Annotated in this window: 21 protein-coding genes; 12 read left to right on the plus strand and 9 right to left on the minus strand. The window is 75.9% G+C overall.

Annotation, left to right across the window (positions count from 1 at the left end; all coding sequences use genetic code 11):
* Positions 1–106: 106 nt before the first annotated feature.
* Positions 107–637: a GNAT family N-acetyltransferase gene (locus ACFVFS_RS04790; RefSeq protein WP_380620144.1), complete on the plus strand. Its 531-nt coding sequence runs from the start codon at positions 107–109 to the stop codon at positions 635–637.
* Positions 638–664: 27 nt separating this feature from the next.
* On the opposite strand, the gene ACFVFS_RS04795 is transcribed toward ACFVFS_RS04790, so the two are convergent.
* Complete coding sequence (locus ACFVFS_RS04795; protein WP_380620146.1) at positions 665–1318, minus strand: TNT domain-containing protein; 654 nt, start codon at positions 1316–1318, stop codon at positions 665–667.
* 444 nt (positions 1319–1762) lie between these two features.
* On the opposite strand from ACFVFS_RS04795, the gene ACFVFS_RS04800 reads away from it, so the two are divergent.
* On the plus strand, positions 1763–2092 hold the full coding sequence (locus ACFVFS_RS04800; protein WP_380620149.1) for a hypothetical protein: 330 nt from the start codon (positions 1763–1765) through the stop codon (positions 2090–2092).
* A 121-nt stretch (positions 2093–2213) separates the two neighbouring features.
* On the opposite strand, the gene ACFVFS_RS04805 is transcribed toward ACFVFS_RS04800, so the two are convergent.
* Positions 2214–3569 (minus strand): geranylgeranyl reductase family protein, encoded by a 1356-nt coding sequence (locus tag ACFVFS_RS04805; protein WP_380620151.1) that lies wholly within the window; start codon positions 3567–3569, stop codon positions 2214–2216.
* A gap of 352 nt (positions 3570–3921) precedes the next feature.
* On the opposite strand from ACFVFS_RS04805, the gene ACFVFS_RS04810 reads away from it, so the two are divergent.
* Positions 3922–5160, plus strand: coding sequence for an LPXTG cell wall anchor domain-containing protein (locus tag ACFVFS_RS04810; protein WP_380620154.1), 1239 nt, complete (start codon positions 3922–3924; stop codon positions 5158–5160).
* A gap of 125 nt (positions 5161–5285) precedes the next feature.
* Here the strand turns inward: ACFVFS_RS04810 and ACFVFS_RS04815 are convergent, their stop codons facing one another.
* The 3 genes from ACFVFS_RS04815 to ACFVFS_RS04825 form a co-directional block, all read right to left on the minus strand.
* Positions 5286–6386 carry a calcium:proton antiporter gene (locus ACFVFS_RS04815; protein ID WP_380620156.1) on the minus strand — a complete coding sequence of 367 codons (1101 nt, stop codon included), beginning with the start codon at positions 6384–6386 and terminating at the stop codon, positions 5286–5288.
* A 73-nt stretch (positions 6387–6459) separates the two neighbouring features.
* Complete coding sequence (locus tag ACFVFS_RS04820; protein ID WP_380620159.1) at positions 6460–8088, minus strand: serine/threonine-protein kinase; 1629 nt, start codon at positions 8086–8088, stop codon at positions 6460–6462.
* A 7-nt stretch (positions 8089–8095) separates the two neighbouring features.
* Positions 8096–8893, minus strand: a complete 798-nt coding sequence (locus ACFVFS_RS04825) for a serine/threonine protein kinase (RefSeq protein WP_380620160.1) — start codon at positions 8891–8893, stop codon at positions 8096–8098.
* Between the two features lie 315 nt (positions 8894–9208).
* On the opposite strand from ACFVFS_RS04825, the gene ACFVFS_RS04830 reads away from it, so the two are divergent.
* The 3 genes from ACFVFS_RS04830 to ACFVFS_RS04840 all read left to right on the plus strand — a co-directional run bounded on the left by ACFVFS_RS04830 (position 9209) and on the right by ACFVFS_RS04840 (position 12814).
* Positions 9209–9628 carry a hypothetical protein gene (locus ACFVFS_RS04830; RefSeq protein WP_380620162.1) on the plus strand — a complete coding sequence of 140 codons (420 nt, stop codon included), beginning with the start codon at positions 9209–9211 and terminating at the stop codon, positions 9626–9628.
* 379 nt (positions 9629–10007) lie between these two features.
* Positions 10008–11132 carry a polysaccharide deacetylase family protein gene (locus ACFVFS_RS04835; RefSeq protein WP_380620164.1) on the plus strand — a complete coding sequence of 375 codons (1125 nt, stop codon included), beginning with the start codon at positions 10008–10010 and terminating at the stop codon, positions 11130–11132.
* A gap of 437 nt (positions 11133–11569) precedes the next feature.
* Positions 11570–12814 (plus strand): GNAT family N-acetyltransferase, encoded by a 1245-nt coding sequence (locus tag ACFVFS_RS04840; protein ID WP_380620166.1) that lies wholly within the window; start codon positions 11570–11572, stop codon positions 12812–12814.
* Positions 12815–12887: 73 nt separating this feature from the next.
* Here ACFVFS_RS04840 and ACFVFS_RS04845 read toward each other — a convergent pair whose 3' ends face one another.
* Positions 12888–14555: a beta-propeller fold lactonase family protein gene (locus tag ACFVFS_RS04845; protein ID WP_380620169.1), complete on the minus strand. Its 1668-nt coding sequence runs from the start codon at positions 14553–14555 to the stop codon at positions 12888–12890.
* 557 nt (positions 14556–15112) lie between these two features.
* Here ACFVFS_RS04845 and ACFVFS_RS04850 point away from each other — a divergent pair.
* Entirely contained in the window at positions 15113–16012 is a 900-nt protein-coding gene (locus ACFVFS_RS04850; RefSeq protein ID WP_380620171.1) for a PaaX family transcriptional regulator C-terminal domain-containing protein, read from the plus strand.
* A 33-nt stretch (positions 16013–16045) separates the two neighbouring features.
* Here ACFVFS_RS04850 and ACFVFS_RS04855 read toward each other — a convergent pair whose 3' ends face one another.
* From ACFVFS_RS04855 to ACFVFS_RS04865, 3 genes are all read right to left on the minus strand, one after another.
* Positions 16046–16888 (minus strand): SAM-dependent methyltransferase, encoded by an 843-nt coding sequence (locus ACFVFS_RS04855; RefSeq protein ID WP_380620174.1) that lies wholly within the window; start codon positions 16886–16888, stop codon positions 16046–16048.
* Positions 16889–17022: 134 nt separating this feature from the next.
* Positions 17023–17451, minus strand: coding sequence for a hypothetical protein (locus ACFVFS_RS04860; protein ID WP_380620176.1), 429 nt, complete (start codon positions 17449–17451; stop codon positions 17023–17025).
* Positions 17448–19466 carry a hypothetical protein gene (locus ACFVFS_RS04865; protein WP_380620178.1) on the minus strand — a complete coding sequence of 673 codons (2019 nt, stop codon included), beginning with the start codon at positions 19464–19466 and terminating at the stop codon, positions 17448–17450. The genes ACFVFS_RS04860 and ACFVFS_RS04865 overlap by 4 nt, the downstream gene beginning before the upstream one ends.
* 171 nt (positions 19467–19637) lie before the next feature.
* Between ACFVFS_RS04865 and ACFVFS_RS04870 the strand changes: the two genes are divergently transcribed.
* The 5 genes from ACFVFS_RS04870 to ACFVFS_RS04890 all read left to right on the plus strand — a co-directional run bounded on the left by ACFVFS_RS04870 (position 19638) and on the right by ACFVFS_RS04890 (position 24571).
* Positions 19638–20117, plus strand: a complete 480-nt coding sequence (locus ACFVFS_RS04870) for an RrF2 family transcriptional regulator (RefSeq protein WP_380620180.1) — start codon at positions 19638–19640, stop codon at positions 20115–20117.
* A 147-nt stretch (positions 20118–20264) separates the two neighbouring features.
* A complete protein-coding gene (locus ACFVFS_RS04875) occupies positions 20265–21479 on the plus strand; it encodes a globin domain-containing protein (RefSeq protein ID WP_380620183.1) in 1215 nt (404 codons plus the stop codon).
* Between the two features lie 214 nt (positions 21480–21693).
* A complete protein-coding gene (locus ACFVFS_RS04880; protein ID WP_380620185.1) occupies positions 21694–22443 on the plus strand; it encodes a (Fe-S)-binding protein in 750 nt (249 codons plus the stop codon).
* Entirely contained in the window at positions 22440–23897 is a 1458-nt protein-coding gene (locus ACFVFS_RS04885; RefSeq protein WP_380620188.1) for a lactate utilization protein B, read from the plus strand. Before ACFVFS_RS04880 ends, ACFVFS_RS04885 begins: the two co-directional genes overlap by 4 nt.
* On the plus strand, positions 23894–24571 hold the full coding sequence (locus ACFVFS_RS04890; RefSeq protein WP_380620191.1) for a lactate utilization protein C: 678 nt from the start codon (positions 23894–23896) through the stop codon (positions 24569–24571). Before ACFVFS_RS04885 ends, ACFVFS_RS04890 begins: the two co-directional genes overlap by 4 nt.
* Positions 24572–24643: the final 72 nt, after the last annotated feature.

The raw sequence follows: 24643 nt of genomic DNA on the forward strand, positions 1-24643 counted from the left end.
TCCCCCCGCGCTCCCTCCGCGCAACGGGATTGAGGGCCGCCGGCCCCACCGCGGCCGTGGCGGAAATCCAGTGGGCACAATCGCGCGGGCGTGCCACGATCCGGCCATGGTCGAACTCGTCACCATTCACACCTCCGCCCTGGACCACGCCACCCGCCACGCCGTCCGGGGCCTGCTGTTCGAGGAGTTCGACGACATGACCGAGGAGGACTGGGAGCACGGCCTCGGCGGTGTGCACGCGCTGGTCCGCGAGGACGGGGTGGTCGTCGGGCACGCCTCGGTGGTCCAGCGGCGGCTGCTGCACGCCGGGCGGGCGCTGCGCACGGGGTACGTGGAGAACGTCGTGGTGCGCGCCGACCGGCGCGGGCGCGGCCACGGCGCGGCGCTGATGGAGGCCTTGGAGGCGGTCGTCCGGGGCGGGTACGAGCTGGGGGCGCTGTGCGCGGCGGACGACGCGGCGGCGTTCTACGCGGCGCGCGGCTGGCAGCCGTGGCGCGGGCCGCTGGGCGCGTTGACGCCGCGCGGCCCGGTGCCGACGCCGGACGACGAGGGCGAGGTGTCCGTCCTGCCGGGCACGACGGCACCGGACCTGGACGGGCGGCTGATGTGCGACTGGCGCGACGGCGACCTCTGGTAGCCGGGGGTCGCCGCCGCGCCGAGGGCGTCAGATCCGGGCGAGGTAGCCGTTGTCGACGAGCCAGAGCACGTTCAGCCGGGCCGGGCCATCGGGGACGAGCGCGGCGTCGAGCTGGTACTGCAGGCCGTAGCCGGGCTGGCCGAACCAGGGCGCGATCGGGCCGGCGTGCACCTTGAACGGCTTCACCACCGTGTAGTCGTGGTAGTTGCAGGCCTCGGCGGGGTTGCTGTCGAGGCTCTGCGGCGGGATCGAGCGGTTGGCATAGGGCAGGCCCTCGGGGGCGAGGAACGCGCCGTACTCGCTGCCGTAGCGGTCGATCCGCTGGTTCGGGTAGAGGGTGATCTCGAACTCGACCGGGGTGCCGTCGGGCAGGGTGACGTAGCCGTTGGCGGGCGGGTAGATCCAGCCCGGGCCGCCGTTGTTGGCGGTGGGGCTGTAGTAGGTGGCGAGGAACCTGTCCTCCGGGAGGCCCCCGGTGCGCCGGTAGCCGATCAGCTCGCGGCCGACCGGGCCGGTGGTCGGCAGGTCCGCGGGGCCGAGGCGGGGATCGCCCTGGAAGTCCGCCGCGGAGCACGCGCCGGACGGAGTGGCGGCCGCGCCGGCGGCGGCGAGGGCCGGGGTGCTCGGGGCGAGCAGGGCGACGACCGCGGCGAGCGGCACGGCGAACAGGCGAAGGCGCACGTTGTCTCCGTCGTGAAGAGGTGTGGAAGAGCTGCGGTGGTGGCACGGCGAGACGGAGGGACCATGCGTGATCGGTCACCCTCCGTGTCCAGTTCGCCCCCAGGCAAGCGGATCATCTGACCGCACGTCAACCATTGAAGGCCACAACGGAGCTGGATCCCCCGGATTCGGCCAACCGCGCACGCAAGCGCCGGGGGGCGCGCACACTGGAGGGTCACGCCCCCAACCCCGGGCCCGGCGCAGCCCCCGCAACCAGCGGCGAACCACGGCGGAGCCGCCGGGGAAGGCACCAGTTCCATTGACAGCCCGTGAGACCGGGACCGATCCTCGCCCGTACGGCCCGGCCACCTGCCACGGCCGCTCGACGACCGGGGGTGGTCAGCGATGACGGACCAGTGCGCCGCGCGGCGGATGCCGACGTCGGTCCGGCGGGCGGTCGTATGCGTGTGGATCCACGCCGCGCTCAGCGGCTGCTCGGGCCTGCTGCTGCTCGGGGCCCTCGGCCGGAACCAGGGCGACGAGGTCGCGCTGGTGCGCTTCGTCGCGATGACCTCCGTCCTGGTCGGCCTGCTGCTCGGCACCTGCGCCGGCCTCGCCTCGCGCCGCGCGGGCTGGACCAGGACCACGGTGGCCGTCATCGAGGCGCTGTCCGTCACTGCCGCCGCACTCCTGGTGGCGACCGGCTCCTTCGCCGCCCTGACCGGCATCGCCCTCGGCGGCTTCGTGCTGTGGGCCTTCCTCTCCGCCGACGGGCGCGCCTGGTTCAGCGACTAGGCACGCCCGCCGGCGCCGGGCCCGGATGCTCGGGCCCCCGTGCGGAGGATCCGGTGGAGCGCCGTGCCCGGCGCGGAGTCCGGCGCGGGTCACGCGCGGACTCCCCGGCGCGCGGCGGGGTTCAGCCGCGGGTGCTGGGGGCCAGGCGGCCCAGGAGGTGGAGCAGGCGGTCCAGGGCGTCGCGGGAGTTGGGTTCCGTGAGGTTGACCATCAGCCGGAAGGCCGCCCGCAGCAGGGCCGGGTTGCCGAGCCCGGCCGCTCCGGCGGCGCCCACCAGGCGCGGGCGGCTCAGGGCCGCGGCGGTGAGCCGGCCGAGGGCGAAGTAGCCGTCGTAGGCGGCGCGCAGCGCCTGCGGGTAGGCCCGCAGGGCCAGGTCGCGGCCGCGGTCGGTGCGCCGGGCGAGGGCCTGGACGATCGCCTCGGCGGCGTAGCGGCCGGACTCCATCGCGTAGGCGATGCCCTCGCCGGTGGCCGGACTGACCGTGCCTCCGGCGTCGCCGACCAGCAACAGGCCGTCGGCGTAGTGGGGTCGGCGGTTGAGGCCCATCGGGAGGGCGGAGCCACGGATCGGCTCGGTGACGGCCCCGGGGTGGTAGCCGTAGTCGGCGGGCAGGTCCTCGCACCAGCGGCGGAGCAGCTGGCGCCAGTCCACCTCGCGGGGCACCGCGCCGGTGTCGACGACGCCGAGGCCGACGTTGGCCGTGCCGTCGCCCATGCCGAACACCCAGCCGTAGCCGGGCAGCAGGCGGCGGGCCGGGTCGGCGGGGTCGCGAAGGTCGAGCCAGGCCTCCAGGTAGCGGTCCTCGTGGCGCGGGGTGGTGAAGTAGGTGCGGTAGGCGACGCCCATCGCGCGGTCGGTGCGGCGGTAGCGCCGCATCGCCAGGGAGAGCCGGGTGGAGTTGCCGTCGGCGGCGACCACCAGGGGCGCGCGGTAGGTGACGGGGCGGCGCTCCTCGCCGAGCCGGGCGGTGACGCCGGTGATCCGGCCGGTCCGCTCGTCCAGCACCGGGCCCGCCACATTGGCCCGCTCGACCAGGCGGGCGCCGGCCGCGGCGGCCCGGCGGGCGAGCAGTTCGTCGAAGTCGGCGCGGCGGCGGACCAGGCCGAAGCCCGGGAAGGCGGACAGTTCCGGCCAGTCGAGCTCCACCCGGCGTCCGCCCGCGACGATCCGCAGACCGCGGTTGTGCAGCCAGCCGGCGGACTCGGAGACGTCGATGCCGAGGTCGATCAGCTGGCGGACGGCACGGGGGGTCAGACCGTCGCCGCAGACCTTCTCGCGGGGGAAGGCGGACTTCTCCAGCAGGAGCACGTCCAGGCCGGTGCGGGCCAGGTGGTAGGCGGCGGTGGAGCCGGCCGGTCCCGCGCCGACCACGATGACGTCGGCCGCCTGCGCGCCGTTCCCGGGCGGGTCGGAGGGCGCCTCGGCGGGGTCCGGCTGATCGGGACGGGTGGACGACTGCTGTGCTGGGCCGGGCATGCGGCGCTCCCACGGGTGTCGGTCCTGCGGCGGACTCAGCGGATTCGGCGGACACAGACGATATGGACCGCGAACGCCCCGTCGAACCCGACACGCGGGCATCCGGCGCCACACCCGGTGCCACCGGACCGTCCGGGCGCACCGGTCCCTCACAGCCGCGTGACTGAATCGTTGCGATGGACTTGTCGGACAATCGGTTCCGCTCCCTCGCAATTCGGCCAAACCCTCCTTGCAGGGCGGGGTCCGCTGCGGGATTTTGATGCGTCTCATCCGCCGACCACGGTCGGCCGAGGGCTCCCACACTCTCCCCGCGCGGCCTCACCCGGGCCGCCGATCCCCGTTGGACACAGCCATGCGCATTCGCTCCACCGCGGCGAGATCCCTCGTCGCCGTCCCCGCCGTCGCCGCCCTGCTGCTCTCGGCCCCCGCCGCCGAGGCCACCGCCGGAGGCCAGGCCGCGAAGGGCAACAACGGCACGGTCAAGATCCACGACTCGTCGACGGGCGAGGAGCCCAAGAACAACGAGCCCAAGGTCTGCACCTTCTACCTGGACTCGTTCGGCTTCGACGCAGGCCAGGACGTCGTCTGGATGATCGCCCAGATGCACACCGGCGGCAAGGAGACCGCCGTCGTGTACGGCGACATCCCGGTGGACGGCAAGGGCCACGTGCGGACCGTGGACATCAACCTGCCGGACGGCCAGTACAAGCTGTACTGGGAGGCGATCGAGCTGGAGAAGGGCAAGCTGCCCGCCACGCCGCCGAAGCTCAACCACCCGAAGCAGAAGGTGTTCAAGGTCGACTGCGGCGGCCGCACCCCCACGCCGACCGCCACGTCGAACCCGCCGATCAAGCCCACCACCGCGCCGAGCCCCACCCCGAGCACCACCCCCAGCGCGACGCCGACCCCGACGCCGACCAAGCCGGTTCCGGCCACGCCGACCACGGCGCCGCCCGTCACGCCCAGCGCCCCGCCGACCGTCACCCCGTCGGCGACGCCGAGCACGGTGCCCACCGTCGTCCCGAGCGAGACGCCCTCGGCCACCCCGAGCGCGACCCCCACCGTGACGCCGACCGCGACCCCGAGCGCCACCCCGACCGTGACGCCGCCCGCGACCACGCCGCCGGTGAGCCCGTCGGCGACCCCCAGCGCCGCGCCGAGCACCACCCCGAGCACGGCCCCGTCGATCACGCCGAGCACCGAGCCCAGCACCACGCCGAGCACGGCCCCGTCCACGAGCCCGTCGGCCGCCCCGAGCGCCACCGGTTCGCCGAGCCCGTCGGCCAGCGCCTCCCCGAGCGGCCAGGCCCCGCCGCCGTCCCCGAGCGGTCCGGCCCCCAAGCCGACCGCGACCGTCCCGGTGCACACCGCGGCGCCCGGGACCGTCGTCAACCCGGACAACCCGCTGATCATGCCGACCGAGGTCAGCGTGCCCACCCCGATCCCCGGTGCCGCCCTGGTCGGCAAGGACCTCGCGTCCACCGGTAGCGACGGCAGCGCCACCCTGCTGGTGGCGGGCGCGGGCACCGTCCTGCTGCTCGGCGGCGCCGGCGCCGTCGTCTACACCCGCCGCACCCGCCGCTCCTCCTGATCCGGCGCCCGGACCGGTCCGGTACCCGGACCGACCCGGCACCCGAACGCGCGAACGGGCCGGCGACCTCACCAGGTCGCCGGCCCGTTCGCCCGTTCGCTCCCCCGCCTCCTGGGGGCGGCGGCTCACGGGGTGATCGCCAGCTCCACGTAGGCGGCCAGGATCGCCAGGTGCACCGCGCCCTGGAGCGGCGTCGCCCGGCGCGGGATGACCGTCAGCGTGCCGACCACGATGGTCAGCGTGAGCAGCACCAGGTGGGAGGAGTCCAGGCCGAGCACCAGCGGCCCGGAGAGCCAGTAGGAGGCGACGGCCACCGCCGGGATGGTCAGGCCGATGCTCGCCAGCGCCGAGCCGAGCGCCAGGTTGAGGCTGGTCTGCACCCGGTTGCGCTTGGCCGCGCGCAGCGCGGCGATGGTCTCGGGCAGCAGGACGAGCAGGGCGATCACGACGCCGACCACCGAGTTCGGCAGACCGGCCGACTGGACCGCCGACTCGATGGTCGGCGACACGCCCTTGGCCAGGCCGACCACCGACACCAGCGCCACGCCGAGCAGCACCAGGCTGGTGACGGTGGCCCGGCGGGTCGGCGGCTCGGCGTGGTCGTCCTCCTCGACCACCTTGCCCTCCGCGGTGACCGGCAGGAAGTACTCCCGGTGGCGGACGGCCAGGGTGGCCACGAACAGGCCGTAGAGCACGAGCGAGGCGGCGGCCGCGAAGGCCAGCTGGGCGGGCGAGAACTGCGGGCCGGGCGAGCTGGTGGTGAAGGTCGGCAGGACCAGGCTGAGCGTGGCGAGGGTGCCGATGCAGGCCAGTGCGGCCCCGGTCCCCTCCGCGTTGAAGACCGCCACCCGGTACTTGCTGGCCGCCACCACGATGGACAGGCCGAGGATGCCGTTGCAGGTGATCATCACCGCGGCGAACACGGTGTCCCGGGCGAGCGTCGCCGACTTGTCGCCGCCGTCCGCCATCAGGGTCACGATCAGCGCGACCTCGATCACCGTCACCGCGACCGCGAGCACCAGGGAGCCGAAGGGCTCGCCCACCTTGTGGGCGATCACCTCCGCGTGGTGCACGGCGGCGAGCACGGCGCCCGCCAGGAACAGTGACACCACGCCCACCACCCATCCGGGGAGGTCGCGGTGCCAGGTCAGGGCGAGGACGGCGAAGGCCAGCAGCGGCACGACGACGGTCCACTGCGATACGGCCGGTCGGAGCTTGGTGAACATGCCGCCGAGCATCCCATCCGGAAGCACAGGTTCCGCGGCGACGCCACCGGGGAGGCCTCGGATGTGGCCGACCTCATGACCCGGCCACCGTACTCCCGCCGTACTCGGCGAGGTAGCCGAGCACCCTCGTGACGTGCGGTTTCACCCGATCGGGTACACCGCCGGCATCGGCCACGGTCTTGTCGCTCGTCCGGTAGCCGGCCGTCACCAGGGCGGGCAGGTCGGCGGAGGCGTAGCCGCGCTGCTTGAATCGCTGGGCGAGCCAGCAGACGTACCCGCCCATCGCGGCGATCGCGTCGTCGGGGTCCAGGTAGCTCTTGACGCCGTCGTGGTCGGCGTCCTGCGCCCAGGAGTTGAAGACGGTGGGCGTCCACATCGCCACACCGAACTCCCCGGTCTCGGGGCGGCGGGCAGCCGGGTCGAAGCCGGACTCCGCCTTGAGCATCGCGGCCAGCAGCACCGGGGTGACCTCGGGCTCGGGGCAGCGGCGGGCCGCGTCGTCGATCGGGCCGAGCAGCGCGACGGGGACGTCGGCGCCCGGCGGGATCGCGCCGGGCCGCACCGGGCCGCCCAGCGGCGGCGCCCCGGCCGACGCGCTCGGCGAGGCCGGCTCCGGTGCGCCGGTGAGCGCGAGCAGGGCCGTCGTCCCGGCGAGCAGTGCCGCCACGCCGGCGGACCCGCGGCCCCTGCGCGGCCGTACGGCGACCCGTTCGGCACCCGCCCCGCGCGCCTGCGCCAGCAGCGCCGCGAGGTCGACGTCCGAGCGCCGCCGCCGGTCGGCCGCCAGGCAGGCGGTGACCAGCGGCCGCCACCGCTCGGGCAGCGCGGCGTCCAGGCGCAGCGGGGCGCTGCCGCGCGCGTACGCCAGGGCGGCGAGCGAGCGGGCGCGGGCGGTGGCGCCGAGGAAGGGGTGCAGGCCGCCGGTCAGCAGCTGGTGGGCGAGGACGCCGAAGGCCCACAGGTCGGCGCTCGGGCGCAGCGCCACCCCGTGCGCGCCGGTGCGCTGGGACCACCACTCGGGCGGCACGTGGTCGGGCGAGCCGAGCGGCGGGGCGTAGGCGTGGGTGCCGTCGAGTTCGGCGGTCAGGCCGAAGTCGGCGAGCTTGGCGGTGCCGTCGGGCATCAGCAGGACGTTGGCGGGCTTGAGGTCGCCGTGCACCCAGCCGGCGGTGTGCATGTGGCGCAGCCCGGCGGCGACCTCGGCGAGGATCCGGCCGGCGTCCGGGACGGGGTGCGGCGGCCGGGCGGCGGCCAGGACGTCCTGGAGGCTGCGGGCGGCCCGCTCCATCACCAGGGCGAGCGCGCCGTCCAGTCCGGGGTGGGCCGGGTCGTCGAGGGTGACGACGGCGAGGGTGCGGATCAGGTGGGGGTGGTCGGCGCGGCGGCTGAACCGCAGTTCGCGGCGGGCGAGCTGGAGCATGGTGTCGCGCTGGCCGGGGCTGAGCCGGCCGGGGTGGAGGATCTTGACGGCGGCCTCCTGCGGGCCGGGGGCGGGGTGCCCGGCACCGGACGGTCCGGCACCGGGCACCCCGCCCACCGCCGCCGACGGGTCGCGGCGGGCGGCGTAGACGGTGCCCCACGCGCCCGCCCCGATCCGCCCGCCCAGCCGGTACCCCGCGACGGGGAGGCCGGGCGGCACCTCGAACCCCGGCCCGCCGTCCGGCGGTCCGGCCCGGTGCGGCCGTGCCGCGCGCGCCGCCACCGCCGGATCACCCGCCGCGCCGGGGCGGGAGCAGCGCCAGGTGCTCCTCCCGCACGAGGTCGAACCGCAGGGCCAGGGCCACGAGTTCCTCCCGTTTGCCGCCCGGGTCGGCCGGCTCCACCGGGTCGCGCAGCCGGAGCTTGCTGCCGACCAGGTAGTCGATGTGGTAGTTGACCGCCGTGCGGCTGAGGTTCCGGCAGGACGGCAGGCCGCGCAGCCGTTCCACCACCTCGGTGGCGCCGGGCACGACCGCCGCCGAGGGCGAGCGCAGCCGCGGCTCGCAGAGCGCGAGCAGGACGAGGAAGTACTTGGCGGTCGGGTCCAGGGCGAACGGGCTGACCGTGTGCTCACCGCCCGCCGCGCCGGATTCCCCGGTCAGGTAGGCGTGTTGGGGCGCGAAGACCTTGAACGCCGCCGGCTCGCCGTGGGCCGGCAGCAGCACCCGGGAGATCTCGAACGGGACGGGCGCGCCGAGCCGCCCGGGCGCGACCTTGACGTGTTCGCCGGCGCCTTCGAGGTTCTCGACGACATAGGTGGCGGTGGCGCTGAAGTTGGAGAGCCGCCAGTAGTCCTCGGCGGCGGTGATCTCGCCGGCGCGGCGCGACACGCCCGGGTCGGGGATCGGCACGGCGGCCGGGCGGCCGGGCTCGCCGCGCCCGAACGCGGCCGAGTCGCCCGGCCCGAGGTGCAGCAGGGCCGGACAGGTGGGCGGGGCGCCGCGGGGCGGGCGCGGCAGGCGGGCGAAGCGGCGGTCGGCCGGGGCCGGCGGGCGGGGGTCGGGCAACTGCACGATGACCGTGGTCATCCAGGTCACCTCCGTGGGTCGGCCCGATCGTAGCCGCCCGAACCACCCTGCGGCCGCAGGCCACCCGGACGAGTGAACGGCGCGCCGGGGCGGACCAGTTGTCCGCCGGGGCCGCACCGACCGGGCCCGGCCCGCCCGCACCGGGGCGCCGTCCGGCCGACATCCGACGGTAACCGTGATGTCACTCGCGGGATCGCGGTGCGTGGTCGAGCGGTCACCATGAGTGTGATGCAGCACACATGGGGCATGTCCAGGATGTGTGCAAGACTCGTCCCACAGAGTGAGATTCCCTTTCATTCCAAGGAGGTTGACATCATGCGCGCTCGGATCGCAGCTCTGATGACGGCGGCGGCAGGGATCACGGCGGCCATGGCCCTCCCGGCCACGGCCGTGGCGGCCACGCCGGGCAGCACCGCCGAGACCGGCGCCACCGCCTGCGCCACGGTGCTGAACCACCCGTGCGTCTGGCAGGAGCGGGACGGCGGGGGCGTCGTCGGTATAGCCCAGGTCTCCGCCGAACCCGGCCAGTTGACGATCGTCAGGGTCGAGGTGCGCACCCAGCGCGCCTGGGGCAGCCCGTGGGTGACGGCCGCCTCCGCGACCACCGTCACCACCGGCTCCGCCAAGGCCGTCACGCCCCGCGTGGTCACCGAGGACCTCAGGATGGTCTGCGCCACCGCGGGCCCCGCCCTGGAGGCGGCGCAGCAGGTGACCACCTGTACCGGCCCGTTCTGACGCCCCGTCCGCCGACGGGGTCCTGACGGGCCGGAGCCTCGCGCGCTCCGGCCCGGGCCGGCCACCGGGTCCGCAACCGGTGGCCGGCACCGCCCCCTCGCGCCGCACGCGTCCCCGCCCCCACCAGCCATCACTCAGGATTCTCCCAGCCGTCGCTCAGGTCACCGGCCCGTCGGCAAATGCGCCAACCTCCCGTCGAAACCCTTTTGCGGCCCTCAACCCGGTTCGGAGCATGGGTTTTTGCACTATCTTGGGGATTCGTGGAGCGGGGCGGGCCGCCCACCCGACAGGCGTGCGCCGAGCGGCCGGGCCTGCCGGTGCAGCGTGCTCCACCCCCGCCAGCGCACCATCGCACGGGGAGGAAGGGGGGAGCGCGTCCATGCCCGAAGGAACCGCGCATTCGACCGGGGCCGCCGACGGCCCGCACACCGCAACGGCCGCCGGAACCACCACGGCCACGACCGCCGCGGCCGCGAGCGCCGCGACCAGGACGACCGGGGCGACCACCGCCGCGGTCGCCGCCGAGACCACCACGAGGACGACCGCCGCGACCGACGCACCGGGCGCCCGCCCGCCGCGCGCGCGGCTCGCCGAACGACGGGCCACCGTCGACGCCGTACTGCGCAACTCGCCGCTCCAGCCGCTGTTCCGGCTCGCGGCGCACCGGCGGCTGGCCGTCCTCGCCTACCACGGGGTGGACGACCCCCGGGTGTTCGCACTCCAGATGGAGCGCCTGGTCCGCCACGCCCGCCCGGTCTCGGCGGCCGACGTCGACCAGGCGGTGCACAGCGGCCGGCCGCTGCCCCCGCGCAGCGTGCTGGTCACCTTCGACGACGGCGACCGCACGGTGCTCACCGAGGGCCTGCCCGTGCTGACCCGGCTCGGCATTCCGGCCGCCGCCTTCGTGGTCACCGACCTCATCGGCGGCGACCAGCCGTTCTGGTGGGGCGAGGCCGCCTTCCTCGCCGCGCACGGCGGCGCCGCCCGCGCCCTGGCCGACTGCCCGCCGGGCGGTGTGGTCCGCCGGATGAAGACCCTGGCCGACCGGGACCGCCGCACCGCCCTGGCCGAGCTGCGGGAGAGCGCCGGGATCCGCGCACCGCGCCGGGAGCAGCTCACCCCGGACGACCTGCGGGCACTCGTCCGCGGCGGTGTCGCGGTCGGCAACCACACCGCCGGCCACCCGTGCCTCGACCGGTGCGAGGACGACACCGTCCGGGCCGAGATCGCCGGCGCGCACGAGGCGCTCACCGGCTGGCTCGGGCGGGCGCCCACCGCCTTCGCCTACCCCAACGGCAACCTCGACCCGCGCGCCGAGGCCGAACTGCGCCGCCTCGGCTACCGGACCGGCTTCCTCTTCGACCACCGCCACGACCGGCTGCTGCCGCCGCACCCGCTGCGGATCAGCCGACTGCGGGTCAACTCGACCACCGGCCGGGACCGGTTCGACACCATCCTCTCCGGGCTCCACCCCGCCGTGCACCGCCTGCGCGGCGGCGCCTGACGGGGTCGGCCGGGCGGAGCGGCCCGGCGCGGCTCCGGCGCGGCTCCGGCGCGGCCGGGCCGGAACCGCCCGCGCGCAGGGTCAAGGAACCCTGCGCGGAGGGCCAAGGACGTCCGCCGACCGCCGCGGCAGGATTGGTCGCGGGTACCGCCGGTCCGCGGGGCAGCACCGCCGGAGCACCTCCGCGGACCGGCGCCCGTTCGGGGACGTCCGGGTCGGAGGGTGTGCGGAGATCGGGGGTGCGCTCCGACCGGACGGACCTGACGGACCGAACCGGCCGGAGGCACCCGGAGGCGGGCCGGCGTCGGCCGGAACGGGGCCCGGTTGCCCCGAACCCCGCCGCCGGCGGGTCCGGGTCCGGGAGAATACGGACCGACCCGCGACCGGCCGCCGACCGGCGGCGCACCGGGGCGGGAGAGGCCCGGGGGGCAGCAGACGTGGCAACGGCGCAACCGAGGTCCGCGGGTTCGACACCGTCCGCTCCGGCGCCGGCCGGTGCGGGCGCGCTACCGGTCCGGTACCGGACGGCCGCCCTGCCGGCGGAGGTGGTCGACGGCTGGCGCGCGCTGGCGGCGGGCGAGCCGGGCGGCTCCTGGTTCACCACGCCCGAGTGGGCGCTCGCCTGGTGGGAGACCCTGGGGGCCGCCGACCGGGGTGCCGCCCCCGGTCCCGGCGGCGAGGGCGAGGGCGGGGGCGACGGCGAGATCGTGGTCTGGCGGGACGGGGACGGGCGGGTCGACGCCGTCGTCCCGCTGCTGCGCACCGTCCAGCGCCTCCACCCGCGCGCGCCGCTGCCCCTCCCCTGCCTGACCGTGCTGGGCTCCGGGCCCGGCGCCGCCGACCACTGCGGCTTCGCCGTCGCCCCGCACCGCCGCGCCGAGGTCGCCGACTGGCTGGCCCGGCGCGGGCGGCGGACCACCCTGCTGCTCGCCGACCTCGATCCGGACCAGGCCGGCCTGCTGCCGCCCGGCGCCGTGGAGATCGGCCGAACCCCCTGCCCGCGGGCCGATCTGACGGCCGGGCCGGACGCCCTGGGCTCGCGGCAGTTCCGGGCCAACCTGCGCCGCTACGGCCGCAAGCTGGCCGCCGAGGGCATCACCTTCCGCTGGGTGCCGCCCGCCCTGGCGCTGTCCGAACTCCCGGAGCGCTTCGAACTGTTGCACACCGCCGTCCGGCTGCACCGGCTGCGCCGGGCCGCACTCGGCCGACCCACCACCTTCGACGAGGCCCGCGCGCCGCTGCACCTGCGGGTGATCGAGCGGGCCGCCGACACCGGCCGCGGCGAGGGCCCGGCCTTCCTGGTCGCGGAGCGGGCGGGCGAGGTGGTCGGCGTGCTCTACGGCTTCCAGTGGCGCGACACCTTCGCCTACTACCAGATCGGTTGGGACGTGGCCTGGGCCCCGCTGCGGCTCGGCACGGCGGTGATCGCCGAGGCGATCCGGGCGGCCGCCGGGCAGGGGCTCGCCAGCTTCGACTTCCTGCGCGGCACCGAGCCGTACAAGTACCGCTTCGACGCGGTCGACCGCGAGGACGTCTCCTGGCTGGTGCCGCGCGGCGTGTCCGGGGCCCTGCTCGGCCTCAAGTACCGGGCCAAGGCCGCCCGCCGGGCCCCGGCGGACACTCCGAACACGCCGGACACTCCGACCACGCCGGAGGCGCCGGACGCCCGGACCGGGGACTGACGCACCGGGCGGGGCCCGCCCCCGGGGACTGCTCGTCCCGGGGGCGGGCCCCGCGGCTCCTACGGGTTCCGGCTCAGCTGCAGGTGATCGCCAGCAGCGCGACCCGGCAGGTCCGGCTCGCCGCGTCGTTGGCGGGCACCGGGTCGGCCGGGGTCCCGGCCGTACGGGCGGTGGTGACGGTGAAGGTCCGGCCGAGGTTGAGGAGCTGGCTCACCTGCACGGTGAGGTGGCGGGTGACGCTCGCGCCGACGGCCGGCGGGGCGGTGAGCGCGCAGGTCAGCTGCCCCGCGGCGACGGTGCAGTCCGGACTGGTCGCGACGAGCCCGGTCGGCAGCGCCGCCGTCACCGTGGCACCGGTGGCCGCGTCGGGGCCCTGGTTGGTGACGGTGAGCGTGTAGTCGACCCGTCCGCCGAACAGGCCGGACACCGGGGAGGCGGCGAGCGCGACGGCGAGGTCGGCGGTGGGCGCCTGGTAGCCGAACCGGTCGGCGGCCGAGACCGCGCTGGTGCCGCCGGGCGTGGTGACCCGGACGTCGACCGTCCCGGCGGCGGCCGCGGCCGGCGCGGTCGCCGTGCACGAGGTCGCGGTGCAGGAGAAGGACGTGGCGTTCCCGGCGGCGCCGAAGCTCACCGCGGTCGCGCCGGCCAGGTCGGTGCCGGTCACGGTGACGACCGTGCCGCCGGCCTGCGGGCCGCTCGCCGGGTTGATCCCGGTGACGGCCGGCACCGGCGGCGGGAAGTCGAGGACGCTCACCGCGCCGCCGTCGAAGTCGGCCAGGTAGCCGCGCCGGCTGTCGGACGCCACCGCCAGGGTGAACGGGCTCGCCCCGACCGGGACGGTGGCGGTGACGCTGCCGCTCGCGGCGTCGAGCACGCTGAGCGTGTTGTCCGCGTAGTTGCTGGCGTAGACGGACCGCCCGTCGGGGGCGACGGCGACGGCGTACGGGTTGGCGCCGACCTCGACGGTGTCGGCGACCTTCCCGGTGGCGACCTCCAGCGCGCTCACCGTGGAGTCGCCGCCGTTGCCGGTCCAGAGTTCGGAGCCGTCGGGGGTCAGGGCGAGCCCGAACACGCCATGGCCGACGGGTATCGAGGCGCTCACGGTGGCGGTGGCGGTGTCGATCACGTCCACCCGCTGGGCACCGGAGGCGGCGACGTACACATGGGCGCCGTCGGGCGCGACCGCCACCCCGTGCGGCTCGGCGCCGACCGGGACGGTGGCGGCGACCGTGTTGCTCGCGGTGTCGAGCACGCTGACCGTGCCGGCCGCCGCGTTGGTCACGTACGCCCGGGCGCCGTCGGGGGCGAGCGCCACGCCGAAGGCGCCGGCGCCGACCGGGACGGTGGCGGCCACCGTGTTGCTCGCGGTGTCCACCACGCTGACCGTGCCGGACAGGTGGTGGGTGAGGTAGGCGCGGGCGCCGTTGGGCGCGACGGCGACCGCGTAGGAGCCGGTGCCGGCGGTGAAGGTGCCGGTGACCGTGCCGGTGGCGGTGGACAGCACCGTCACCGTGCCCTCGCTCTGGCTGGTCACATAGACCCGCCCGCCGTCCGGCGTGAGCGCGACACCCGCCGGGTAGGGCGCGACGGCGACGGTCGCCGTGACGGCGGGCGGCGGTGCCGCGCTCGCGCCCGCGGCGTCGGCGGCCGCCGTGCCGGGTTGGGAGAGCAGGGCGGCCGTGGCCGCGCCGACGGCGGCCACGGCCGTCCAGGAGCGGCGCGGGGAGGGGCGTGTGGTCACGGGGTCTCCAGACTCGTCGGTTCGTCGTTCGTTCGTCGTTCGGTTCACCGGGCGGTGCGCGGTCGCTTCGGGCGACCCGGGGGGACCGCCGGGTCGCCCGAAGCGTAGAAGCCTGATTGACGAAGCGTCAGGAGATGAGCGGGATTGTTGCCAACCGTTCAATTCTGGTCAGTTGGTCCCTGTTCGAACCGTCAGTGCCACCCCGGCACCGGCGCCACAGTGGCCACGTAGCGCCGCAGATCGTCGAGATAGCCGTCCGCGTACACCGAGCGCGGCGCGGCCACCGCGACGAACAGGCCCCGCAGCGACCCGTCCTCGGCCCAGGGGCGCGCGATGCCGCGGCCGGCGCCCGGGTAGCGGTGGACCGTCAGCGGCCCGCAGGGCGAGCCCCGACCCGAGCACCCACCGGAGCCATCCGCGCGGCCCGCGCGCCGCCCGATCCCTCGACTTCAGTATTTCTATCACTCTCAAAACGATCGTACACATATCGATAGTTTTGAGAGTACTACACTCTTCGACGGGAGACCGGCAAGGCGGCGGCGAGAGGAGCGACGGCGATGGCCGAGGAGCAGCGGGCCGAGGTGGCCACCCGCACCCTGGTGGAGGGCATGGTCAGGGTGGACGGCACCATCGACGCCGGTGAGCTGTACGGGGTCGCGGGGGCGCTCGGGATGACCGACCAGCAGGTGCGGCTGTGCATCAAGCGGATGGCGGCCGACGGCCTGCTCGTCCAGGAGGGCCGCGGCCGGCGCGCCGTGCTGCGCGAGACCGACCGAGCCCGGCGGGCCGCGGAACCCGAGGTGGAGTTCGTCCGCCACATGTACGCCCAGGACGCCGGGCTCGCCCCGTGGGACGGCCGCTGGCACCTCGTCGCCTTCGCCGTGCCGGAATCCGCCCGCGCCGCGCGGGACGCCCTGCGGGAGGCCCTGGTCCGGCTCGGCGGCGCGGCCGTCCAGGGCGGGGTCTACGTCAGCGCCAACGACTGGGAGCCCTACGTCGGGGCCGAGGTGGACCGCCTCGGCGTCCGGGACTGCGTCACCCTGCTCACCAGCACCGATCTGCGCGTCGGCGGCGAGGACGACCCGCTCGCCGTGGCCCGCCGGCTCTGGCCGCTCGACGAGCTGGCCGAGGGCCACCGCCGGCTGGCCGCCCTCGCCGCCGACCGCCTCGCCCGGCTGACCGCCGAGGCCCCGGACGACGCGCCCGCGCGGGTCGAACAGCTCGCGATCGCCGTGGAGCTGGCCGCCGAGTTCACCCGCGCGACCGAGCCGGACCCGCTGCTGCCGCCCGAGCTCCTCCCCCGGCCCTGGCCCGGCGCCGAGGCCCGCGCGCTCGCCGCCGACTGCTGGCGCCTGCTGCGCCGCGCCGAACAGGGCGCCCCCGAACCCGGCCCCCGGTTCTTCCAGCGCTACGACGCGCTGATGGCCGAGATCACCGGCGAGGCGCGGACGGCCTGAACGCCGGGGCGGGGGCGTCCGGACCGGGGCGGGTCAGCGCTTGACTGCCACCCCGCCGTACATCGCGATGTTCTCGTCGCGGACCGACGCGGCGCCGGGCTCCGGGTGCCAGCGGTGGACCAGGGTGACGCCCGGGTCCAGCAGCTCGCAGCCGTCGAAGAAGGCGAGCGCCTCGGCCCGGTCCCGGATCTGCAGCGGGATGCCCCGGGCGTTGTACTCACGGCCCACCCCGCCGACGCCGACCGGGTCGGTGTCGCCGGTGAAGACGGTCAGCGCCAGGAAGCTTCCCGGCGCCAGACGGTCCATCAGGCGGTGGACGACGCGCCGCGGGTCGTCCTCGTCGAGCACGAGGTGCACGATCGCGATCAGCGAGAGCGCCACCGGCCGGGAGAGGTCCAGGACGTCGCGCAGCCGCGGCGAGTCCAGGATCGCGTCGGCGTCCCGCAGGTCGGCGTCCAGGTAGGCGGTGCGGCCCTCGGGCCGGCTGGACATCAGCGCGCGGGCGTGGGTCAGCACGATCGGGTCGTTGTCGACGTACACCACGCGCGACTCCGGCGCCACCTCCTGGGCGATCTCGTGCACGTTCGGCGAGGCGGGAATGCCCGCGCCGATGTCCAGGAACTGCCGCACGCCGTGCTCTTCGGCGAGCCGGCGGACCGCCCGCTCCATGAAGCCGCGGGTGCTGCGCATCGAGATCGGCAGGGCCGGCCAGGCCTTCACGGCGGCGTGGGCGGCGGCCCGGTCCGGCTCGAAGTTGGTCTTCCCGCCGATGAGGTAGTCGTACACCCGCGCCGAGTGCGGGACGTCCATCCGCAGACCGGCCCCCGTCCAGCCGTCGTCGTCCCGCGAGCCCGACACCCGGTCAGCGCGTGCCATCGCCGCCCCTCTCCCGATTCCCCGTTGCCGTACCGTTCGCTCCCCGTTGGCGCTCCGCCCGCGTCAACTCCACTGGCGGAACGCCTTGGTGCGCATGGTAACCGTAACCCGGAGGCCGGCGGCCGGTCGGGGCCTCAGCTCTGCCCGAACAGCGCCCCGAAGGCTGCCTCCAGGCCGCTCACCGCCGCGGCCAGCACCGCGACCGAACGCAGCGCGTCGGCCACCGTGCGGACCCGGCGGCGCAGCGGCCCTTCGCGGGGCTCGTCGAGGGCCGTCTCGTCGAGGATCTGGGCGAGTGCGGCATCGGCGTCCTCGGCGTCCGCCGCCGGTACGGCGCCCGGCTGTTCGGCGCGCAGCCGGGCGAGCGCGGTGCGCAGCGCCTCGGCCGCCGTCCGCAGGCCCTCGGGGCCGCCCGGGCCCGCGGCCGCGGCGGTTCCGGCGCCGATCGAGACGGTCGCGCCCCGGCCTCCGGCCACATGGCCGTGCACGGTGGAGCCGACCACCTGGACGCCGCCGTCGTTGCGGTTGCCGCCCCCCGGCGGCACCTCCGGCCGTTCGGTCATGTTCCTCTCCCGTCCGCGAGGTTGACGTTGGATCCGGATCCCCCGGCGACCGGTCCGTGCACGGTGGAACCGACCACCTGGACACCGCCGTTGTTCACATTGGTGATGCTCTGGGCCTGCTTCTCGAAGGCGCCGCTGTCGTAGCCGCGCGCCTTCAGCTCGTCGCCGACCGCGCTGAACACCCGCTGGGTGACGGTGTTGAGGAAGCGCTGCACGTCGTGCGCCTGGAAGAGGTTCTGGAACTCGTCCGACGCCCCGAGTTCGCGCACGCTCAGCCGGGGCGCGTAGTCGACCGCGTAGCCGGAGCGGACCAGGTGCCGGTAGCGGGCGTCGAGCCGGGACGCGCGGCGGCGCGACGCCCGGGACTCCCGCAGCTGGCCCACCGCGATCCCGACGTCGCCGACCAGGGAGCGGGCGGACCAGCCGAGCGCGTTCCACAGGTGTTCCAGGTCGGAGCGGCGGCCCAGCAGGTCGATCACGTGGTAGGCCTGCGCCACCGGCCCCAGCGCGTAGGGCAGCCACTCCAGGTAGAGCAGCCCGCCGCGGGTCGTGGCCCGGACCAGGACGGTGACGACCACCTCCTCGTGCCAGGAGCCGACCCGGATCGCCAGGTAGTGGCGCAGCCGCTCGTGCCCGGTGCGGCTCAGCAGGTCCACCCAGGCGGGTTCGAGCAGGACCTGCCCGGCGGCCCGGCCGGACATCGCGCCGAGCCAGGCGTCCGGGTCGTCGTGGCGCAGGCTGGGGCGGAACACCCGGTCGGTGACGGTGAGTCCGCGCAGGGGGTCCTCCGGGTAGGCCGGGTCGTCCGCGAGCGCGCGGACCCGGTCGGCGACGGCGCGGTAGAGGGTGGCGGCGTCGATCGGGGCGGGGGCCCGGCCGGCGGCCGCCCGGGCGGGGGCGGGGCGCAGTTCGAAGGTCATCCGCCAGCTGTTCCCCGGCACGCCGAGGCCGACCAGCGGCGCCTCCCGGCGGTAGAGCAGCTCCGGTCCGCCCTGCTGCTCGCGCAGCCGCTCGTACAGCCAGGTCGCCCGGACCCCCCGGGGCTCCGGCGGCGGGAGGGCGCCCGGGGCCGGGTCGGCGAAGGCCGCCAGCCGGACCCGGATCCGGTAGCGGAGCGCGGCGACGACCAGCCACAGCAGCACGAGCACCAGGAGGGCGGAGACGCCCTGGTCGCGGAACCGGTACAAGAAGTTGTGCGGGTCGACGAGCGCGGCCCAGTCGTCGGTGATCTCCGACAGTCCGGCGACGTAGTCGTAGTCGCGCCAGACCCGGAACTCGTCGTAGCCCAGCAGGACGAGGCGGGCGGCCACCAGCACGGCCGCCGCCGCCAGCAGCCGCCGCGCGAGGCCGGCGCCGCTCGCGCCCCGCGCCCGGCCCCGGGGGACGCGCCGGGCGTCCTCCTGGCGCTCGACCTCCAGCCGCTCGACCTCCAGGCCGAGGCGGTGGTCCAGCCGGCCCGTGCCGCCGCCGCTGAAGAGTCCCACCAGGGCGACCGCCGTGAGGGCCAGCACGGCGGTGGGCACCCCGAAGAACGGGGAGCCCAGGACGAGGACGAGCAGGCAGAGCGCGCCGGTCCCGGCCTCCCAGCGGCGGGCGGTGAGGGCCTCGTGCAGCACCCGGACCAGGTCGGTTCCGGGCGAGGGGGCGGGGATCCGGAAGGAGTGCTCGACGAGCTCCTCGATCAGCCGCGCGCGGAAGCGCCGGTCCAGCCAGGCGGCGGCGCAGAGGTAGCGGGTGGCGTCGCCGGGGACGGGGCCGGCCTGCCGGCGCAGGTTCTCGGGCGTCGCCGGGACGGCCGGCCCGGCGGGCGGCGCGGTGGGCGACCCACTGGGCGGCGCGGCGGGTCCGGCGGGCGGCGGCGCCGGGTGGGCCGGCGCGTCCTGCGGCAGGGGCCGGACCGGACCGAGCGGGATCGACGACGCCGGCGGATACCCCGGCGGCGGGGCGGACGGCCGCGGCGGCGGATACGGCGGTGGCCCCTGTGACGGAGGTGGAGGCAGGTTGCCGCTGTCCATGATTCCCCCAGTTCCCGGCTCGCCGATCGGGCGAACGAGCTTGGCCAGTAGAGCAGTTGACATTCCCGGTGGACGGCCTCCGACACCCGCCGACGGGTAACGGTTCGGCTCCGCCGGGTGACCCGTGCAAGAAATTGGAGTTTCGGAGTCGCATTCGATAGCTTTTCGAACGTGAGGCTGACCAAGAGCACCGACATCGCCCTCCGCATCGCCATGCGGCTGGCCGTCCTCGACGAGGAGGCCAATCCGACCACCCGCGAGGTGGCCGAGGCGGTCGGCGTGCCCTACACCCACGCCGCCAAGGTGGTCAGCCGGCTGCAGCACCTGGGCGTGGTGACGGCACGGCGCGGTCGCGGCGGGGGCCTGTCCCTCACCTCGGCCGGCCGCACCGGCTCGCTCGGCGTCCTGCTGCGCGAGCTGGAAGGGGTGGGCGACGTGGTCGGCTGCGAGGACGACCCGCCGTGCCCGCTGCGGTCGGCCTGCCGGCTGCGCGGGGCACTGCGCACCGCGCAGGAGGCGTTCTTCGCCACCCTCGACCCGCTCTCGATCGGCGATCTGGTGACCGCGCCGACCGGGCCCGTGCTGCTCGACCTCACCCTGGGACCGGGTCTCGCCCCGAGGCCCGAACCCGTCGCCGGCCCCACCGGCTGACACGCTCCGGCACACCCCGACGCACCACCCGCAGCACCCCGCCACCCGCAGTACCGCACGGCCCGCAGTACCGCACCTCCCCACGCCGGCCCGGGCATCCGCACGGCCGTAAATACGACTCTCAGATACCAATTTGGAGCGCATCCCATGCTGTCCGCCAAGTCCGCCGAGGTCGTCGAAGCCACCCTGCCCGCCGTGGGCGGTGCGATCGGCGACATCACGCCGCTCTTCTACGACAAGATGTTCGCCGCCCACCCCGAGCTGCTGCGCGACCTGTTCAACCGCGGCAACCAGGCCAACGGCAGCCAGCGGCAGGCGCTCGCAGGCTCGATAGCCGCCTTCGCGACCGCACTGATAGCCGCCCCGGACAGCCGTCCGGACGCCCTGCTCGCCCGCATCGCCCACAAGCACGTCTCGGTCGGCATCAGCAACGACCAGTACCGGATCGTCCACGAGCACCTCTTCGCCGCCATCGTCGAGGTGCTCGGCGAGGCCGTCACCCCCGAGGTCGCCGCCGCCTGGGACGAGGTCTACTGGCTGATGGCCAACGCGCTGATCGCCATCGAGGACCGGCTGCGCGAGGAGGCCGCCGCCGCCCAGAGCACCGACCCGGCCGACCTGTGGCGCCCCTACACCGTGGTCGCCCGCTACCAGGAGACCGACGACGTCACCACCTACCTGGTCCGCCCGGCCGACGGCAAGCCGCTGCCGCCGGCCGAGCCCGGCCAGTACGTCTCGGTGCGCGCCGAACTCCCGGACGGCGCCCACCAGATCCGCCAGTACAGCCTCTCCGGCGCCCCGGACGGCGCGCTCCAGTTCAGCGTGAAGCGCGCCACCGCCGAGGTCGCGGGCGGCCCCGAGGGCGAGGTCTCCAACCACCTGCACGAGACCGTGCGCGCCGGCGACGTCCTCGACCTCGCCCCGCCGTTCGGCGACGTCGCGCTCGCCGAGGGCGACGGCCCGGTGCTGCTCGCCTCGGCCGGCATCGGCAACACCCCGATGACCGCGATGCTGGCGAAGCTCGCCGCCACCGGCTCCACCCGCCGGGTCGTCACCGTGCACGGCGACCGCGACCAGCTGTCGCACGCCTTCCGCGCCGACCTCAACCAGCTGACCGGCAAGCTGGCGAACGCCGCCTCGCACGTCTTCTACGAGCAGCCGCTCGGCGACTGGCCGGCCGAGCGCACCGGTCTGGTCGACCTGTCGACGGTCGAGGTCCCGGCGGGCACCACCGCCTACCTCTGCGGCCCGCTGCCCTTCCTGCGCGCCGTCCGCGGCCAGCTCCTGACGGCGGGCGTCCCGGCCGCCGACATCCACTACGAGGTGTTCGGCCCCGACCTCTGGCTCGGCCAGGACGCCTGACCCCGGGGGACCCGCCGCCCCCGAGGCGGGACCTCCGACCGGCGCCGCCCCCGGACACCCGTGTCCGGGGGTGGCGCGCCCGGCGTGGTGCCCTGCCGGTCCGGCCGCCCGCTCGGTACGATCACCGGCGGACCGGCCCGACCGACACGGATCGACACGGATCGACGCCGGCCGGCACCGGGACCACCACCGGACCGAGGGCACGGGAGGACCGTTGCGCGTCGCACTGTTCGCCACCTGCGTCAACGACGCGCTGCTGCCGTCCACCGCGATCGCCACCGTCCGGCTGCTGGAACGTCTCGGCGTCGAGGTCGACTTCCCGGCCGCGCAGAGCTGTTGCGGCCAACCGCAGTACAACAGCGGATACCGGAGGTCCTGCGAACCGCTGGTCCGCCGCACCGTGCGGGCCTTCGCCGGGTACGACCACGTGGTGGCGCCGTCCGGCTCCTGCGTGGCCATGGTGCGCGACGCCCACCCCCGGATCGCCGCCCGCGCGGGCGGCGCACTCGCCGCGGACGTCGCCGGGCTGACGCCCCGGGTCCACGAGCTGACCGAGTTCCTCACCGATGTGCTGGGCGTCGAGGACGTCGGCGCGTGGTTCCCGCACACGGTCGCCTACCACCCCTCCTGCCACGGGCTGCGACTGCTCGGCCTCGGCGACCGCCCGCTGCGGCTGCTGCGCGCCGTCCGCGGACTGGAGCTGGTCGACCTGCCCGAGGCCGAGGAGTGCTGCGGCTTCGGCGGCACCTTCGCCGTGAAGAACCCGGCGGTCTCGGCCGCGATGGCCGCCGACAAGACCGCCAACGCCCTGGCCACCGGCGCCGAGGTGCTGTGCGGCGGCGACAACTCCTGCCTGCTGCACCTCGACGGCACGCTGCGCCGCCGGGGCGCGCCGCTGCGGACCCTGCACCTCGCCGAGATCCTCGCCAGCACCGAGGCCGAGCCCTGGCGGGCGGAGGCATGAGCGGAGCCTTCCTCGGAATGCCGGCCTTCCCGCCGGGCGTCGACCCCGGGACCCCCTTCCCGCAGGCCGCCGCCGACGCCGTGCGGGACGGGCGGCTGCGCGCCAACCTGCGGCACGCCACCCGCACCATCCGGGAGAAGCGCGCCCGCGCCGTCGCCGAACTCGCCGACTGGGCCGAGCTGCGCGCCGCCGCCAAGGCCGTCAAGGACCGCACCCTGCGCGAACTCGACCGCCACCTCCTGCGGTTGGAGGAGAGGGTGACCGCCGCCGGCGGCACCGTGCACTGGGCCGCCGACGCCGCCGAGGCCAACCGGATCGTCACCGCCCTGGTCCGGGCCACCGGCGAGCAGGAGGTGGTCAAGGTCAAGTCCATGGCCACCCAGGAGATCGGGCTCAACGAGGCGCTGGCCGAGGCCGGCATCCGCGCCTACGAGACCGATCTCGCCGAACTGATCGTCCAGTTGGGCGACGACCGCCCCTCGCACCTGCTCGTCCCGGCGATCCACCGCAACCGCGGCGAGATCCGGGAGGTCTTCGCCCGGCGGATGGCCGACTGGGGCCGCCCGGCCCCCGACGGGCTCACCGACGCGCCCGCCGAACTCGCCGAGGCCGCCCGGCTGCACCTGCGGGAGAAGTTCCTGCGGGCCCGGGTCGCGGTCTCCGGCGCCAACTTCATGATCGCCGAGACCGGCACCCTGGTGGTCGTCGAGTCGGAGGGCAACGGGCGGATGTGCCTGACCCTCCCGCGCACCCTGATCTCGGTGGTCGGCATCGAGAAGGTCCTGCCCGAGTGGCGGGACCTGGAGGTCTTCCTGCAACTGCTGCCGCGCTCCGCCACCGCCGAGCGGATGAACCCCTACACCTCGCTGTGGACCGGCACCCACGCCGACGGCCCGGGCGGCGACGGGCCCGAGGAGTTCCACCTCGTCCTGCTCGACAACGGCCGCACCGACGCGCTCGCCGACCGGGTCGGCCGCCAGACGCTGCGCTGCATCCGCTGCTCGGCCTGCCTCAACGTCTGCCCCGTCTACGAGCGGGCCGGCGGACACGCCTACGGCTCGGTCTACCCAGGGCCGATCGGCGCCGTCCTCACCCCCCAACTACGCGGCACCACCACCCCGTTGGATGCCTCGCTGCCGTACGCCTCCTCGCTCTGCGGGGCCTGCTACGAGGTCTGCCCGGTGGCCATCGACATCCCCGAGGTACTGGTCCACCTGCGCGAGCGGGTCGCCAGGCAGCGCGGCCACCGGCTGGAGCGCGCCGCGATGGCCGCCGCCGGCTACGTCCTCGACCGCCCCGCACTGCTGCGGGCCGCCGAACGGGCCGCCGCCCGCACCCGCCGGCTCCACCCGCGCCGGCTCCCCGGCCCCGGCCGGGCCTGGACCGACACCCGCGAACTGCCGGCCGTCCCGCCCGAACCGTTCCGCGACTGGTGGCGGAGGAACCGCACATGAGCAGCCCGCCACCCGCCGCCGGCGGCTCGCGCGACCTGGTCCTCGCCCGGATCCGGGCCGCGGTGCGCACCGGCGCGCCCGAGGAGCAGGAGCCCGTCCCGCGCGACTACCTGCGCAGCCACGCGCCCGCCGACGACCCCGACGCGCTGCTCGACCTGCTGCAGCACAACCTCGCCGACTACCGCGCCCTGGTCCACCGCTGCACCGCCGACCGGCTGCCGCTGCTGCTCGCCGCCCTGTTCGAGGCCCGCGGCGCCCGCACGGTGGCCGTCCCGCCGGACCTGCCGCCCGACTGGCTCGGCGTCACCCGCGCCCGCGCGCTCCCGGACGACGGCCCCGACGGCCCGCTCACCGCCGCCCGGTTGGAGACCGTGGACAGCGTGCTCACCGGCTGCGCCCTGGCGATCGCCGAGACCGGCACCCTCGTCCTGGACGCCGGCCCGGCCCAGGGCCGCCGCCTGCTCACCCTCGTCCCCGACCACCACGTCTGCGTGGTCCTGGCCCCCGAGCAGGTGGTCGCCTCCGTCCCGCTGGCCCTCCCCCGCCTCGACCCCGTCCGCCCGCAGACGTGGATCTCCGGGCCCTCGGCCACCAGCGACATCGAACTCAGCCGCGTCGAGGGCGTGCACGGCCCCCGCACCCTGGAGGTCGTCCTGGTGACCGCGGGCGGGTGACCGCGGGCGGGTGACCGCGGGCGGGCGCCGGCCGGCGGATGACGGTCGGCACCCGCCGGCCGGCGCCCCGAG

This window comes from Kitasatospora sp. NPDC057692 (assembly GCF_042799475.1).
GTDB lineage: Bacteria > Actinomycetota > Actinomycetes > Streptomycetales > Streptomycetaceae > Kitasatospora.

Coding starts and splice junctions, on each gene's coding strand:
- ACFVFS_RS04790 (WP_380620144.1), top strand. CDS start 107: ATGGTCGAACTCGTCACCATTCACACCTCCGCCCTGGACCACGCCACC.
- ACFVFS_RS04805 (WP_380620151.1), bottom strand. CDS start 3,569: ATGCCCGGCCCAGCACAGCAGTCGTCCACCCGTCCCGATCAGCCGGAC.
- ACFVFS_RS04860 (WP_380620176.1), bottom strand. CDS start 17,451: ATGACCGAACGGCCGGAGGTGCCGCCGGGGGGCGGCAACCGCAACGAC.
- ACFVFS_RS04835 (WP_380620164.1), top strand. CDS start 10,008: ATGCCCGAAGGAACCGCGCATTCGACCGGGGCCGCCGACGGCCCGCAC.
- ACFVFS_RS04855 (WP_380620174.1), bottom strand. CDS start 16,888: ATGGCACGCGCTGACCGGGTGTCGGGCTCGCGGGACGACGACGGCTGG.
- ACFVFS_RS04850 (WP_380620171.1), top strand. CDS start 15,113: ATGGCCGAGGAGCAGCGGGCCGAGGTGGCCACCCGCACCCTGGTGGAG.
- ACFVFS_RS04875 (WP_380620183.1), top strand. CDS start 20,265: ATGCTGTCCGCCAAGTCCGCCGAGGTCGTCGAAGCCACCCTGCCCGCC.
- ACFVFS_RS04830 (WP_380620162.1), top strand. CDS start 9,209: ATGCGCGCTCGGATCGCAGCTCTGATGACGGCGGCGGCAGGGATCACG.
- ACFVFS_RS04810 (WP_380620154.1), top strand. CDS start 3,922: ATGCGCATTCGCTCCACCGCGGCGAGATCCCTCGTCGCCGTCCCCGCC.
- ACFVFS_RS04815 (WP_380620156.1), bottom strand. CDS start 6,386: ATGTTCACCAAGCTCCGACCGGCCGTATCGCAGTGGACCGTCGTCGTG.
- ACFVFS_RS04865 (WP_380620178.1), bottom strand. CDS start 19,466: ATGGACAGCGGCAACCTGCCTCCACCTCCGTCACAGGGGCCACCGCCG.
- ACFVFS_RS04825 (WP_380620160.1), bottom strand. CDS start 8,893: ATGACCACGGTCATCGTGCAGTTGCCCGACCCCCGCCCGCCGGCCCCG.
- ACFVFS_RS04885 (WP_380620188.1), top strand. CDS start 22,440: ATGAGCGGAGCCTTCCTCGGAATGCCGGCCTTCCCGCCGGGCGTCGAC.
- ACFVFS_RS04890 (WP_380620191.1), top strand. CDS start 23,894: ATGAGCAGCCCGCCACCCGCCGCCGGCGGCTCGCGCGACCTGGTCCTC.